The following is a 15,783-nucleotide window of genomic DNA, read 5'->3' as shown; positions in this document are numbered from 1 at the left end:
AAATGTCCATATAGCTAACGATCTCTATACGTAATGTTAAAAAACCAACGTTTTCTAGATATTAGTGCTAATTGATAATGCCATGACTAAAGGCATAATATGTGAACTTTAAAACCTGCGCCGTGCACGTATTTGAACTATCTGATAGGTTAAAGGCAAACCTTGGGGTAAACGTAGCGATTCGGCTTTAACCTGCATGGCCTGCCAATCTTGACGACCACGCAGCCGTGGAGTGAATTCTGAAGCACTCACTGTTGAACCTGAAACCCGAGTTGTTGAACTGGCGACATGTACAGAAGCCCCCACACCTTTAATTGAATAGAGTAGTGCCTTAAGAGTGTCAAAATACACTGTCATAGGGACGAGTTGCACTTCAAGTAATTCCCATGTATCGAGTTTAAATGCAGCCTTGAGTGCTTGCATCGTCGAAAAGTCATTCACTCTTAACCCTAATTCAGCTAATTGATTCAAACTCCCCTGCGCTACTAGGCTCAAATGACACTCGCCGTTCGGCTTAAGTACCCGCGCCATTTCGGCTACCGCAGCAGGAAAATCAGCACACCATTGCAGGGCTAGATTAGAGTAAATAACATCCATGCTGCCATTGGTAAAAGGTAAACACTGCGCATCGGCACATACGCCATGATAATCGGGATAAGACTGTTTTAGCTTTTGTAGCATGCCAAGGGCAATATCCACGGCAAATACTGTTGTGGATGAATTTTGCGTAGAGAGATCCGCTGGTTGAGAGACACTGTGATACCCAGAAAAATCCGTGCCTGGGCCTGCCCCTATGTCTAACAGATAACCTGCTGCCGAAAACTCACTGAGTAAACTGGCAGCGCTCAGGCGTTGTAATTGATTATGATCTTGGTAACTATGGGCCGCTGCGGAAAAACGTTCAGCAATTTGAGTCCCGTGCACATTGGACACAGTCCCCGCGAGAATGCCCCCATAAGAAACGCCCGCATTAAGCTCACTCAGCTTAAGATCGCAAGCTATAAACTTGTTTGACTCATGAGCAGGCTCGCTACAGCTTGGATCACTAGACTTTATCAGGCTTGGCATTTTAACTAACACTCAACCATAAAAACTTAACATTCAATAAAATAACGCGATCTATAGGGTACATTTATCTGTACTCATCGGCAGATTCTCGTTCACTGACAAGCGGAATACCAACACGACTGAGCACTTGGGCTAATTGCTCAACACAAGCAACGATATCTTCAGCGGTATGGGTCGCCGTTAAGGTAATGCGTAACCGCGCCGACCCTACAGGCACCGTCGGCGGGCGAATAGCCCCAACCCAAATGCCCGCGGCTCTTAACGTTTCGGCGACCTGCAGGGTTTGCTGCGCATCGCCAATGATCAACGGCTGAATTGCGGTATCCGAACCTAAAAGGGGCACGGCAGCATCGAGGCATAACTGTTTGAATAGCGAAATATTCTCAAGCAGCTTTTGCTGTAACTCAGGATGTGCAGTGCAGTACCGAGTCGCGGCTAACGCTAATGCGGCATTGGCGGGCGATAAGGCGGTCGAATAAATATATTCGCGGGCATTACTGACCAAAAAGTCGATCAGCGCCTGACTCCCCAAAACCGCTGCGCCTTGGCAACCTAATGCCTTACCAAAGGTCACCACTTGCACATCGATAAGCTTGGCGGCTTTATCTCTTACATCACTATTTTGATAGCCATCGAGCACCGCAAAACCATGGGCATCATCAACAATCAACCAAGTATTCTGTTGACGACAAAGCGCCGATAACTGCGTGATCGGCGCACAATCCCCGTCCATGCTAAACACGCTTTCTGTGATTAACGCCGATGCGTGATTTCGAGTCAGAAGCCGCTCAGCGCTCTCAAGCGAATTATGTAAAAAACGTTTTAACTGCGCACCGCTGTCCTGCAAACCATCGATAATTGAGGCATGCACAAGTTTATCGGCAATCACAGTATCTTGCTGATCAAACAAGGTTTTCATTAACGCCGTATTGGCACTAAAGCCCGAGCAGAATAGTAATCCCGCTTCATGTCCCGTTAAGGCGCAGAGTTCACGTTCAAGTGTGACATGCGCATCACTGTACCCTGTCACTAAGGGCGATGCGCCGCTACCCACACCGTAGGTCTGCGCACCAAGGTGCAGCGCTTCAACCAACTCAGGAACGCGGGATAAGCCTAAATAATCATTACTGCTAAAATTAACATAGGATCGACCTTCGAACACAAAGCGCGGGCTCGAAGTGGGTGCGTTAACATCAAAGCTGTGATCAACACTCAGCATTTTACGTTGCCGTAATAAACCTTGCTCACGTAAGGCTTGCTGACGGGCGGCAATTTTCATCTCGAGCAGAGAACTCATCGATTTAGCCTCAAGAATGATTGTCTTAAAAATGCTTGCTTGAAAAATGGAGTGCGGCCAATAAAGCTATCGGCCGCAATCAAAATAGGCTGCAGCCAACAAGGTTTACAGGCTATTCGACCTGTTTGTCGGACAACATGCACTCAGTGATATTACAAAGCAGCCGCGTCATAGAATTGTGCCGATGACTTATCTTGATAGGCCGCCGCTTTTGCTAAAACAGCACTTTCTTCTTCCAGTTTTGCCGCGGCGCCCTGCTCGGGACGTAAGCCTAAACGTCGAAATAGCCCCATATCATCGCTTTCTTCTGGGTTTGGTGTGGTCAGCAATTTACAACCATAGAAAATCGAGTTAGCGCCGGCAAAGAAACACATGGCCTGCAGCTCATCACTCATATTTTCGCGGCCTGCCGATAACCGCACGCGGGAAAGCGGCATTAAGATACGCGCCACGGCGATAGTACGCACAAATTCGAGTGGGTCGAGGTCGTCAAGCTTCTCAAACGGCGTGCCCGCCACTTTAACTAACATATTGATCGGTACTGAATCAGGATGCTGCGGTAAATTAGCCAGCTGTTGTAGTAAGCCTGCGCGATCCGTCGCCTTTTCACCCATGCCGACAATCCCGCCCGAGCACACTTTCATGCCTGAAGCGCGCACATGTGTCAGTGTATCTAAACGATTTTGATAGGTACGTGTCGTGATCACATCGCCGTAATATTCAGGCGAAGTATCTAAATTATGGTTGTAATAATCTAAGCCAGCACTGGCTAAATCGTTCGCTTGATCTTCAGAAAGCATGCCGAGCGTCATACAGGTTTCCATACCTAAGGCTTTAACTTCTTGCACCATTTGCTTAAGGTACGGCATGTCTTTTTCTTTTGGGTTACGCCAAGCTGCGCCCATACAGAAACGAGAAGCCCCCGCGGCCTTAGCGCTGCGCGCTTCGGTCAGCACAGTTTCCATTGCCAGCAAACGCTCTTTTTCTAGACCTGTGTCATAACGGGCGCTCTGTGGGCAATATTTACAATCCTCAGGGCAAGCACCGGTTTTAATCGATAACAAGCGGCTAATTTGCACTTCATTAGGATCGTACACTTCACGGTGAATGCTGTGGGCTTTAAATAACAAATCATTCATCGGCAGCGCAAATAAGGCTTCGATTTCTTCCCGTTTCCAATCATGACGAACTTGCAACTGCGACATTGAACACCCTTTTTATTCTGTTTTTTATCTTGGCTAGGATAACCTCAGCCCTTAAACTGTCAACGCCAACCAGTGAACCCAGTTTACTAATGGCTACTTTATCACCAAAAAAGTGAGCTTTTATGCGCAATTTACTCGATTTTGACTTTGATAGCGCCCATATTTGGCATCCTTACACCTCAATGACCCGATCTCTTCCTGTTTTTGGTGTACACAGCGCCAAAGGCTGTGAATTGGAATTAGTTGATGGCCGCAAGTTGGTCGATGGCACTAGCTCGTGGTGGGCCTGTGTGCACGGCTATGCACATCCCGAGATATTAACCGCGATGGAAAAACAGTTGCATCAACTGAGCCATGTGATGTTTGGCGGTATCACCCATGAACCCGCCATTGAACTGTGCAAAAAACTTATCGCTATGACCTGCGAACCGCTGACAAAGGTCTTTTTGTGCGACTCTGGATCTATCTCAGTCGAAGTGGCAATTAAAATGGCGCTGCAATATTGGCAAGGTCAGAGTTGGCAAGGGCGAAGTGTACATGGAGAAGAACGACCGCTAAAACAACGCATTCTTACCGTTAAGAAGGGTTACCACGGCGATACCTTTGCCGCGATGAGCGTATGCGATCCCGAAGGCGGCATGCACACTATGTTTGGCGATGCAGTAACCAAGCAATCATTTGTGCCCGCGCCACAAACCGCATTTGGCGAAGCTTTACAAGCCGATGATTTAACCGCAATGCGCGACATATTAAGCATTAATCACCATGATATTGCCGCAGTGATTATAGAGCCGATAATGCAAGGCGCTGGCGGTATGCGTTTCTACAGCGCAGATTATTTAACGGGTCTTCGTGCCCTATGTGATGAATTTGATGTCCTGCTGATCTTAGATGAAATAGCCACTGGCTTTGGTCGAACAGGCAAGCTTTTTGCCCATGAGCACGCCAATATTACCCCTGATATCTTATGTTTAGGCAAAGCGCTGACTGGCGGTTATATCAGCCTAGCGGCAACGCTATGTACCGATAAAGTTGCCCAAGGAATCAGCCAATCTCCCGCGGGCGTGTTTATGCATGGTCCGACATTTATGGGCAACCCGCTGGCCTGCGCGGCGGCGTGTGCAAGCTTAGACATAATTAACCGTAATGAATGGCAAGCGCAAGTGGCCGCTATCGAGCAGCAAATGCGCGTTGAACTTAAGGATGCGATTGATTTGCCAAGCGTAAAAGATGTGCGCGTGCTCGGCGCAGTGGGCGTGTTAGAGATGCACGAACCCGTCAATACCGCTGAGTTACAGCAGCAATTTGTCGATTTAGGCGTCTGGGTGCGTCCCTTCGCCAACCTTATCTATATCATGCCGCCCTATATCATTAGCTCAGCACAATTAAGCCAACTCACCAGTGCGATGAAGCAAGTCGCAGCAGGTATTAGCGCGGTATCAAAAAGTCTTGAGCCGCAGCTTATCAGCCACGGTTAATGCTTTAGCGCTTGACCATCTTTTAGCTTAACGCTCTTTCAACTCAATAAGCCTTCAACTTACATAGGCTCTCAAATAAACGAACCCCTGCGCACTGTGCGCTAGGGGTTCGAACTGCCTGGCTTATATCAGTACTCAGCAGCCCCTTCCCTTGTTCGAATCTCGCATCCTCTCGATAGATAAACGCGCTAAGGTTGCAATTGCAATATTGCTCACAATTTCCATTAAAACCCTGTAATTTAGTGCATTTATTTAATCCGCCAACTGGAAATTTTATCAAAGCCAACGATGCTTATATCACTCACTTTACACAACATATCTTTCGCCAAAAGCTGACAACAACTTGAGCAGAGGGAATGGCTTAAATCGCTACACAAAGAAAAGGAGATCATATGTTCAAACTCGCTGACATCCCCGTTAATCGAAAACTCGCACTACAGCTCATTATCGCCCTCGCAGGTGCCTTAATTTTACTCACTATTTCCGTCACAGCCCTCAAGCACAACCTGATGGCAGAGCGTGAAGCACGACTTAATGCCGTATTATCCCTCGCCAGTAGCCGTATCCAAGCGTTGTCGCAATCGCTGCCCCTAGAGCAGGCACAGCAAGCCGCTAAAGACATGTTGAACGACATGCGTTTTGATGGTGATAACTACTTGTTTGTGATTGATGAATCGAGGCACGTTATCGTTCATCCCATCAAAAAAGAACTGGTTGGCCAACAAATGGGTAATCGAGGCGAAGAGAATTATTGGTTCGAAATGGTCGAACTCGGCCGTGATGGCAAACAAGGATTAGTCGAATACCGCTGGACGACGGCGAATGGCAAATCAGCGCAAAAAATCTCACTTGTCATGGGATTTAAACCTTGGGGCTGGATCTTAGGCTCAGGTATGTTACTCCAAGATATCGAAGCTACCATTTGGAATGAATACCTCACCATGGGAGGCATTACATTTGTCATTATTGTGCTTATGGCTTGGCTAGGTTATGCCATTAGCCGCTCTATTACTCAGCCATTGGATGATGTGAATCTGGCTATGCTCGCCATCACAAAAGGTGATTTAACGACTCAGCTAAAAATCTATGGTAAAGATGAACTTGGCATCTTAGCCCACAATATAAACCAAAGCATAGACTCCATTCGTAGCACTTTACTTCAAGCGAGTCATAGCGCTGACAATGTTGCACAGGCCTCGGCTCGGATCGCCTCAACTGCAGAGGAAACCAATCAAGCGGTAAATAATCAGCGGGATCAACTCGCCCAACTTGCCACCGCCATGAATGAAATGAGCGCCACTATCGCCGATGTCGCGAATAATGCGGAGAGCACAGCTAAAGATACCAAAGAAGCCACTTGGGAAGCTGGCCTTGGCGACCAAGATGTTCACGCCAGCGTAGATGGTATTCATGCTCTTGCCAAAGAAGTGGAGCAAGCGACGGATCAAGTAAATATGCTTAAAGAGGAAGTCATGCAGATCAGCGAGGTCACCTCTGTTATCAGCGCGATTTCAGACCAAACCAACTTGCTGGCACTGAATGCGGCAATTGAAGCCGCCCGCGCTGGCGAACAAGGGCGAGGGTTCGCTGTAGTCGCCGATGAAGTGAGGCAACTTGCCAGTCGCACTAGGCAATCGACCGAAGAAATTCAAAACACGATTTCATTATTGCAACAACGGGCCGTGAGCGCCGCTAAGGCAATGGATGCAAGCCGAGCTTTGGCAGAAAACAGTGTGAGTCAATCGGCAAAAGCGGGGAAGGATTTATCGCTTATTGTTGCTCATATAAAACATGTGAGTGACATGGCAACCCATATCGCCACCGCCGCAGAAGAACAAAGTGTGGTCGCAGAAGACATGAACAGAAACGTGTGCGGGATTAATAACTCAGCGCTCGAAGTCTCTGAATCGGCGACTTATTTGGCTCAAGAAAGTGAAAATTTGGCCGAATTATCACTGAATTTAAACAATAAACTGGCCGTATTCAAACTCTAGTCATGTATTTAGTTACACCCACAAACCTGTGTCAAACCGTTTAGCCAAGATAAGCCGCATAAAAAACTGCGCGATTATCTTGGCATTTCGTTAAACGTGCCGACGTCACTAAACTCATGTTACCGAACACGTATACCAAGCTTATTTTACCAAGCTAGAAATCAAGGCACGTAGCGCGGCAGGTTTTATCATTTTCGCCATATAGTGATAGCCGCGGCGTTGCACATCTTCCACCAACTCTTTGCGGGTATTGGCGGTGATCAAAATACCGGGCAAATCTTGTCCATAAAGCGCGCGAATACCGTCCATCGCATCGACGCCATTTTGGCCATCATCTAAATGGTAATCCGCGAGCACAATATCAGGCGCGACGCCTTTCAGTCCTAGTTTAATGCGTGCATCGGATAAATCTTTTGCACAGATAACCTCACACTGCCAGCGGCTTAATAAGCTTTCTAATCCAGCTAAAATGGCCTCTTCGTTGTCGATACACAACACTTTGATACCCGATAACGGCTGCAGCAGCGACGGTAACGCCTTCACTTGTGGCTGACGCACAGTTTCTCCAAGCGGTACACAAATGGAGAAGACCGAGCCGCGCCCTAAATGGGATGAAACCTGAATACCGTGTTCTAACACTTTACTGATGCGATCAGCAATCGCCAGACCTAAGCCCAAGCCGCTAACATTGTTGCTCTTAGGATTATTCAACCGCTTAAATTCTTTGAAAATTTCTTGGGTTTCTTTTTCATCAATACCACAACCCGTGTCTAACACTTGGATCTCAAGGTAATGACCGCGATGGCGACAACCAAACAAGACTCTGCCACCACGGGCGTAACGGTAGGCATTAGTTAAAAAGTTTTGTAATACTCTGCGCAGTAACGAAGGATCAGAATTAACGGTTGCGCTGCATGGAACCATCTTAAAACGAATTTGGTTATCCGCCGCCATCGCTTCAAATTCAACGGATAAGCCATTGATCAGTTCTGAAATCGCAAAGTCACGGCGATTTACATCCACCATACCTGAGTCGAGTTTAGAAATATCCAATAGGTCAGTGAGCAATTCGCCGGCAATTTTTAGCGAGCTATTCACATGGGATAAGGTGGTTCTGGCCTCGCGATCTAGATTGGGATACTGAGATAACGACGCAGTGAACAGTCGCGCAGCATTAAGTGGCTGCATTAAATCATGGCCGACGGCGGCCAAGAAGCGACTCTTAGAGGCGTTGGCGATTTCTTCCTGCGCTTTAGCCTCCAGTAACTCACTGTTTAACATGGCTAATTCATAGGTACGTTCGTTAACGCGACTTTCTAAGGTTTCATTGGCTTCGAGCAGCGCGCGCTCCTGCTCGCGATACTGAGTAATATCGGTAAAGGTCATCACAAAACCACCGTCTGGCATGGGATTACCTTGAATTTTAATCACTTTACCGTCTCTGCGATGGCGCTCAGAAGTGTGCGGCGTGCCATTACGCATATGCTGCACCCGCTGCTCAACCTGCTGTTCTATTTCCCCTTCACCACAATAACCCCGCGCCGCATTAAAGCGGATCACTTCACTGATGGGCATGCCCTGCTGCAAAAATCCATCGGGATATTGATACAGCTCCACATATTTGTAATTCCATGCCACAAGATTGAGATCGTTATCGATAACACTCATGCCTTCATAGGCGTGTTCAATCGCGCCGCGCAACATGTCTTGGCTGAGCATGATTTTCGATGAGGCTTCATCGACCAGACTAAAGACTTCATCCAGCGCTAAATCGCGCCCTTGCAGCACGGAATCCATCACTAGCGCTGCGCTTGAAGCGCCGAGTACGCCCGCCAATAAACGTTCAGTGTGGAAAATCAGCTCTGGCGGCGCCGCTTTATGCCAACTATCACTTTTTACCGCATCAATAGAGAAACGGCTAAAGCTCTCGTAGGCGCGCGTTGGGCTAACGAAACGACTCGCCAGTATCAGTAAGTCCTGCTGTGAAATCGGACCATTTTTCTTATTGGCGCTGTTTTTTAATTTACCCGGACTCACAAAAGCACTGGCCTGAATACGCTCAGCCACACCCGCTCTAAACCAAATAGAACCCAAAATATAACAGGCAATATTGGCAAAAAGAGCCGTCAGCGCATCACGCACATTAGGCGTTATCGCATCTAGCAGGCCTTTCTCGCTCGCGACACTAGACAAGAACGCCGATGAGCTTTGCACATCGGTCATGCCCTGCAACATGATGTAGAACCACAACGCAAAGCCCACGCCGAGTCCTAAAAATACCCCAGCACGATTGCCGTGTTTCCAATAGAGTCCACCGACTAAAGCTGGCGCAAGTTGGGCAAAAGCCCCAAAAGACAACATGCCTAAATGGGACAAGGAATCACTGTCTGATAATGCCAAATAGCTGCCATAGCCTAAGCCAAGAATAATCACGATCGCTAAGCGGCGGGCATTAAGTAACAGGTGCGAGAACTGACTGAAGTTTTTCTCGCGGATATGGCCTGTGCGCAGCATCACTGGCACCAGCCATTCGTTACTTACCATCACACTGATAGTCACCACCGCCACTATCACCATGCCAGTTGCCGCCGAAAGTGTGCCAAGTAATGCAATCACCGCCAGCAAAGGTTGATCTAACGCCAGCGGTAAATTAATCACATAGGTATCGGCCGACACTGAATCGCCGAGGATGATCTTCCCCGCCAAGGCGAGCGGTCCAACGAACAAGCCAAAGAGTGCTAAATAAATGGGAAACAGCCAACGCCCTTTTGACAAAACTGACTCATCGGCGCATTCCACCACCATTACATGGAACTGCCTTGGCATACATAAAAAGGCCGCCATTCCGACGAGTAACTCAGGCATTAAGGCTTCAATACGTGGATTAGGATAATTAATTAGTGACTGCGCATTGGCCTGCTGCCAAATATCCCCAAAACCATCGAACACTCCGAAACTGATGATGATGCCGACCAACAAAAATGCGGCAAGTTTCACCAGAGACTCAAAGGCAATCGCGAGCATCATGCCGGGATTATGCTCGGTCGCATCGAGTTTGCGAGTACCAAATAAAATGGCAAATATGGCTAACAGCGAAGTGATCAGTAAAGGAATCGTCACGCCATCGAGGGGATCGTCAGCGGGTTGAAACAAATTAAGACTGAACACCATCGCCTTAAGCTGCAGGGCGATATAGGGCATGATGCCAAACAAGGCAATTAAGGTGACTAAGGCGGCTAAGGTTTGAGATTTGCCGTATCGGGCGGCAATAAAGTCGGCCACGGAAGTGATATTTTGCGCCTTAGACACTAATACCATCTTGCGTAACATGCCAAAACCTAAAGTAAAAATCAGAATAGGGCCGATAAAAATCGGTAAGAAAGACCAAAAATCCTTAGCCGATTGCCCAACTGTGCCTAAAAAACTCCACGAGGAGCAATAAACCGCTAAGCTCAGACCATAGATAACGACCTGAAGCTTTTTAGTGATCTGAGTAAACCAACGCTCCGCCCCCCAAGCCAATAGGAATAAAAGCGAGACATAACAGACGGCAATAACAGCAACGACTAAGGTTAAATTCATACTTTGCTCTTTTTTCTGATTATTGTGCGATAAAACCTGTCTAAAATCTAGCCGGATTTTTAATGCAACAGACTAAATATAAAGGAAAATTTAACACTAGACCAAGGTCTAATGGAGTTGCCGCCCCCTTGCATACCATACTCAGTCCACGCAATTTTTCAAAAGGGAAGCCCTATGAGCTCGCAGTCTCTCTACAAAGTCTCCGGCAATATCGCTGCCAATGCACTTGTAAACAACGATAAATATAAAACAATGTACCAAGAGTCGATTGTCAATCCTGAAGGTTTCTGGAGAGAACACGGCAAGCGTATTGATTGGATAAAACCCTATACCAAAATTAAAAAAACCTCTTTTGATGACCATAACTTATCGATCAATTGGTTTTACGATGGCACCCTGAATGCTTCTGCCAACTGTTTAGATCGTCATTTAGCCGAACACAGTGATCGCGTGGCGATTATTTGGGAAGGCGATAACGCCAGCGAACAACGCAAAATCACCTACGGTGAATTACATGCAGATGTGTGTAAGTTTGCCAACGCACTGCGCAGCCAAGGCGTGCGCCGCGGGGATATAGTCACAATTTACATGCCTATGGTGCCAGAAGCAGCAGTGGCTATGCTTGCCTGTGCCCGTATCGGCGCTGTGCACTCTGTGGTCTTCGGTGGTTTCTCGCCGGATTCAATCGCCTCTCGCGTGATTGACGGTAAATCCAAAGTCATTATTACCTCCGATGAAGGTATGCGCGGTGGCCGTGCAATTCCATTAAAGCGCAATATCGATGATGCCTTAAAGCACCCTGATGTCACTACGGTTGAAAAAGTCATCGTACTTAAACGCACAGGTGGCAAAGTAGATTGGGTAGAAAGCCGTGATGTGTGGTGGCATTCACTGATGGAAACCGCATCAGAGCACTGCCAACCAGAAGAAATGGACGCCGAAGCACCATTATTCTTGCTTTATACCTCAGGTTCAACTGGGAATCCCAAGGGCGTATTGCACACCACTGGCGGCTACATGGTTTATGCGTCTATGACCCATGAATATGTGTTCGACTACAAAGCGGGTGAAGTGTACTGGTGTACCGCGGATGTGGGTTGGATCACTGGCCACTCTTACATGGTTTACGGCCCGCTCGCCAATGGTGCGACTGTGCTTATCCATGAAGGTGTGCCGAATCATCCAAGTCCTGCCCGTTTAGGCGAAATGATTGACCGCCATAAAGTGAACATTCTATATACAGCGCCAACCTTAATTCGCGCGCTGATGGCCGAAGGTAAGCAACACTTCGATAAGTTCGATGGTAGCAGCTTGAGGATCATGGGCTCGGTAGGTGAACCTATCAACCCAGAAGCATGGCGTTGGTACCATGAGGTGATAGGTCATGAGCATTGCCCTATCGTCGATACTTGGTGGCAAACTGAAACCGGCGGTATTTTGATCACGCCACTGCCAGGCGCGACCGACACTAAACCTGGCTCAGCGACCCGTCCGTTCTTTGGCGTTCAACCCGCCTTAGTGGATAACATGGGGAATATTTTAGAAGGTGAGAACGAAGGTAACTTAGTGTTACTCGATTCTTGGCCGGGCCAAATGCGTACTGTGTATGGCGACCACGAACGATTTGTACTGACCTACTTTAAAACCTTCCGCGGCATGTATTTTACCGGTGACGGTGCACGCCGCGATGAAGATGGCTACTACTGGATCACTGGCCGCGTTGATGACGTAATCAACGTATCCGGCCACAGATTAGGTACGGCAGAGGTCGAAAGTGCGCTGGTATCACATGAACTGGTTGCAGAAGCTGCAGTAGTTGGCTACCCACATGATATTAAAGGCCAAGGTATTTATGCGTACGTCACGCTAACCCGTGGTACTGAAGAAACCGAAGAGCTACGTCAAGAGCTGCGTCAATGGGTTCGTAAAGAAATTGGTGCGCTAGCCACCCCAGATCTCATCCAATGGGCGACGGGCTTACCTAAAACACGTTCAGGCAAGATTATGCGCCGCTTCCTGCGTAAGATTGCCGCTAACGAAGTGACCAACTTAGGGGATGCATCAACCTTGGCCGATCCAGCTGTGATCGAGACCTTGATTGAATCACGCTTAAATCGTACTGAGTAATATCCGAGTTAAGAATAACGTCCACAACGCTTAGTCTATGCCCAATAGGCTAAGCGTAACCTGAACCTCCCTTTTTAAACCTCAGGTTAAAAGTGAACCCTGTTGAGAGAGTGTGTGTGATTGCTCCTTTCTCTAGCTTGCCCCTCCAACCAGGGGCATTTTTTTTGCCTGTTATGTTAAGCTTGCAGCCTCACTTTTATTCAGCATAGATTTTTTATCAGCGTGTCAGTCAAACTCAGAGACTATCAACAGCAAGCGGTTAATGCCGCCATCGCCCATTTTAGGCAAAGCCAAGCTTCCGCCGTACTCGTATTACCCACAGGCGCCGGCAAAAGCATAGTGATCGCCGAACTGGCACGCATCGCCAAAGGCAGAGTCTTAGTGCTCACCCATGTGAAAGAATTAGTTGCACAAAATGCCGAGAAAGTCGGCCTCCTCACCGCACAAGCCAGTATCTATGCGGCGGGACTCAATCAAAAAGCCACAGAGGGGAAAACCGTCGTCGCCAGTATTCAATCGGCGGCGCGGGGGTTAACCCAGTTCGATCAGCCGTTCTCGTTAGTCATTATTGATGAATGCCACAGAGTCAGCCTAGAAAAAACCAGCCAATATCAGCAAGTACTCAACCATTTACGCACGAAAAATCCTCAATTAAGATTGCTCGGTCTCACCGCCACCCCCTATCGCCTTGGCACTGGCTGGATTTATCAGCAACACTATCACGGCAAAGTGGGATCTCCCGAACATGCCGTATTCGAACATTGTGTGTTCGAGCTGCCCATCAGGCCGCTCATTAAGCAAGGTTACCTCACAGCGCCAACCCTATTTGATGGCCTAAGTGCCCAGTATGACTTCAGCCAACTCAAAGCAAACGAGAATGGCGAATATGCCGAAGCCGAGGTTAACGATTTACTGGGACATTACGGCCGCGCGACCACTGCGATTGTGAAACAGCTCATTGAACTGAGCCAACATAGAAAAGGCATTATCATTTTTGCGGCAACGGTGCGCCACGCTAATGAGATTTTTGGCCTACTCAACCAAGCTCACGCAGCGCAGAGCGCCATTATCACGGCACAAACGCACGACAATGAACGTGACGCGACGATTGAACGCTTTAAAGCCCAAGAGCTTAAGTTTTTAGTCAACGTGGCTGTGTTGACGACAGGCTTCGACGCGCCCCATGTGGATTTGATTGCAATTTTGCGCCCGACAGCCTCAGTCAGTCTGTTTCAACAAATGATCGGCCGTGGATTGCGAATCGCTGAAGGCAAAAAAGATTGTCTTATCATCGACTATGCAGCCAATGGTTATGACTTGTATTTCCCCGAGGTCGGCCAAGCGAAACCCAACAGTAAATCGGTACCCGTGCAGGTGCATTGCCCTGTATGCGATTTTGCCAATATATTCTGGGGACTCACGGACGACGATGGCGACATTATCGAACACTTTGGTCGCCGCTGTCAGGGCATAGTCGAACAGCAAGGTAAAAAGCTGCAGTGCGACTTTCGATTTAGATCTAAATCTTGCCCTGATTGCGGTGAAGAGAATGACATTGCCGCACGCATTTGCCAGCACTGCCAATCGACCCTCATCGATCCCGATAAACGCCTACGCCAAGTGCTCAGCCAGCAGCACCATCATTTATTCCGCTGCCAGCATATGAGCCTCATCGACGATGACGGCAATCTGAAAGTGCAGTACCTCGATATCGACGGTAATGAATTCAATCGCCGCTTTAAATTGCAAACGCCGGCCCAGTGGCGAGCCTTATATGCCTTATTCATCTTTCCCCATAGCCGTACACCGGGATTAAAACCGAAAAAGTACACTAAGGTGACAGAGTTAATCAGCGACGCGGATAAATTCCGCATGCCCGATCTCTTGCTGCTGAAGAAACATAAAAAAGGCTGGGATCTGCTCGAAAGCTATTTTGATTATCAAGGTCGCTATCAAACTGAAAATAAACGTGGCTGACATTATCAATTCACTTAGGCCTATGGTATAAAACGACTAAAGTAATCCTAAGGAGCTATTATGTTCGTTGTTATTTTTGGCCGTCCAGGCTGTCCTTATTGCGTTCGTGCTGTGCAATTATCTGAGCAACTCGTTGAAAAACGTGATGACTTTAAGTTCAGATATGTCGATATCCATGCAGAAGGCATCTCTAAAGCAGATTTAGAAAAAACTGTCGGTAAGCCAGTTGAAACAGTACCGCAGATTTTTGTCGATGAGAAGCACATCGGTGGGTGCACAGATTTCGAGCAATATGTTCGTGAAAACAATCTGTTAGATTAAGCGCTATAGATATGTGATCCGCTTAATGCAAAAGGAGACCTAAGGTCTCCTTTTTAGTCTTTATCACAACCCAGTGGGATTAGAGCTTTCCATAAGATAGTGCTCGGTACATAACTGCCTAGAAAGCCCCCCTGAATCCAGAGCACCGTTGTCATCATCACTGCACATAATGTCAGCTTTAATATAATCACCAAACTCAAGATACGTTTCTTTTTAAAGATGCCGCATTAGTCGAACTTGCTAATGCCAATAATTATGTTAGAAAATATTTTGCAGTGGAATAAGTAAAACGAAGGTATTAAATTCGGTACTCAGTATTGGAGTTTAACGAGGGACATTCAGGGGGAAATTCAAGAGAGATACAGCTGAAAAAATAAGTGGTGGGTCGTGAAGGATTCGAACCTTCGACCAATTGGTTAAAAGCCAACTGCTCTACCGACTGAGCTAACGACCCATCGAGGTATAACGCTGATTTATGCACTTTCAGTAAAGTGTAGTGCCGTGGAGGATTAGAACCATTCGACTGATTGGTTAAAAGCCAACTGCCCTAGCTTTATAAAAAAAGCGACTGAGCTAACGACTCATCTAAGTATTGCGATAAAACGATTCACTTAGTGTGGCATTCATAATGCAGATAATAAGTGGTGGGTCGTGAAGGATTTGAACCTTCGACCAATTGGTTAAAAGCCAACTGCTCTACCGACTGAGCTAACGACCCATCTAGTGTTGCACTG

Annotated in this window: 9 protein-coding genes and 3 tRNA genes; 5 read left to right on the top strand and 7 right to left on the bottom strand. The window is 47.5% G+C overall.

Annotation, left to right across the window (positions count from 1 at the left end; genetic code table 11):
- Positions 1 to 108 precede the first annotated feature (108 nt).
- The 3 genes from L5M18_RS04390 to bioB form a co-directional block, all read right to left on the bottom strand.
- Entirely contained in the window at positions 109 to 1,068 is a 960-nt protein-coding gene (locus L5M18_RS04390; protein ID WP_263196044.1) for a methyltransferase domain-containing protein, read from the bottom strand.
- A gap of 64 nt (positions 1,069 to 1,132) precedes the next feature.
- The gene (locus L5M18_RS04385; RefSeq protein ID WP_263196043.1) at positions 1,133 to 2,365 is read right to left on the bottom strand and encodes an aminotransferase class I/II-fold pyridoxal phosphate-dependent enzyme; all 1,233 of its coding nucleotides are present in this window, start codon (positions 2,363 to 2,365) and stop codon (positions 1,133 to 1,135) included.
- Between the two features lie 152 nt (positions 2,366 to 2,517).
- Entirely contained in the window at positions 2,518 to 3,570 is a 1,053-nt protein-coding gene (bioB, locus tag L5M18_RS04380; RefSeq protein ID WP_212599785.1) for a biotin synthase BioB, read from the bottom strand.
- Positions 3,571 to 3,692: 122 nt separating this feature from the next.
- Between bioB and bioA the strand changes: the two genes are divergently transcribed.
- Positions 3,693 to 5,048 (top strand): adenosylmethionine--8-amino-7-oxononanoate transaminase, encoded by a 1,356-nt coding sequence (bioA, locus tag L5M18_RS04375; protein WP_263196042.1) that lies wholly within the window; start codon positions 3,693 to 3,695, stop codon positions 5,046 to 5,048.
- Between the two features lie 392 nt (positions 5,049 to 5,440).
- On the top strand, positions 5,441 to 7,042 hold the full coding sequence (locus L5M18_RS04370) for a methyl-accepting chemotaxis protein (RefSeq protein ID WP_263196041.1): 1,602 nt from the start codon (positions 5,441 to 5,443) through the stop codon (positions 7,040 to 7,042).
- Between the two features lie 141 nt (positions 7,043 to 7,183).
- Here the strand turns inward: L5M18_RS04370 and L5M18_RS04365 are convergent, their stop codons facing one another.
- Entirely contained in the window at positions 7,184 to 10,624 is a 3,441-nt protein-coding gene (locus L5M18_RS04365) for a PAS domain-containing hybrid sensor histidine kinase/response regulator (protein ID WP_263196040.1), read from the bottom strand.
- A 174-nt stretch (positions 10,625 to 10,798) separates the two neighbouring features.
- Here L5M18_RS04365 and acs point away from each other — a divergent pair, with 174 nt between their 5' ends.
- From acs to L5M18_RS04350, 3 genes are all read left to right on the top strand, one after another.
- Positions 10,799 to 12,751 (top strand): acetate--CoA ligase, encoded by a 1,953-nt coding sequence (gene acs / locus L5M18_RS04360; protein ID WP_198572683.1) that lies wholly within the window; start codon positions 10,799 to 10,801, stop codon positions 12,749 to 12,751.
- A gap of 222 nt (positions 12,752 to 12,973) precedes the next feature.
- The gene (locus L5M18_RS04355; protein WP_263196039.1) at positions 12,974 to 14,728 is read left to right on the top strand and encodes a DEAD/DEAH box helicase; all 1,755 of its coding nucleotides are present in this window, start codon (positions 12,974 to 12,976) and stop codon (positions 14,726 to 14,728) included.
- A 60-nt stretch (positions 14,729 to 14,788) separates the two neighbouring features.
- Positions 14,789 to 15,049, top strand: a complete 261-nt coding sequence (locus tag L5M18_RS04350; protein WP_028760344.1) for a GrxA family glutaredoxin — start codon at positions 14,789 to 14,791, stop codon at positions 15,047 to 15,049.
- A 378-nt stretch (positions 15,050 to 15,427) separates the two neighbouring features.
- Here L5M18_RS04350 and L5M18_RS04340 read toward each other — a convergent pair.
- The 3 genes from L5M18_RS04340 to L5M18_RS04330 form a co-directional block, all read right to left on the bottom strand.
- A tRNA-Lys gene (locus L5M18_RS04340) sits at positions 15,428 to 15,503 on the bottom strand.
- 41 nt (positions 15,504 to 15,544) lie between these two features.
- Positions 15,545 to 15,632, bottom strand: a tRNA-Lys gene (locus L5M18_RS04335).
- 59 nt (positions 15,633 to 15,691) lie between these two features.
- Positions 15,692 to 15,767: transfer RNA gene (locus L5M18_RS04330), tRNA-Lys, on the bottom strand.
- Between the last annotated feature and the right edge of the window lie 16 nt (positions 15,768 to 15,783).

This window comes from Shewanella sp. SM20, from assembly GCF_025654545.1.
Taxonomy (GTDB): domain Bacteria; phylum Pseudomonadota; class Gammaproteobacteria; order Enterobacterales; family Shewanellaceae; genus Shewanella; species Shewanella oncorhynchi.
The sequence above is the reverse complement of the archived record's forward strand: the minus strand, read 5'-3'. Positions and strand labels throughout refer to the sequence as shown.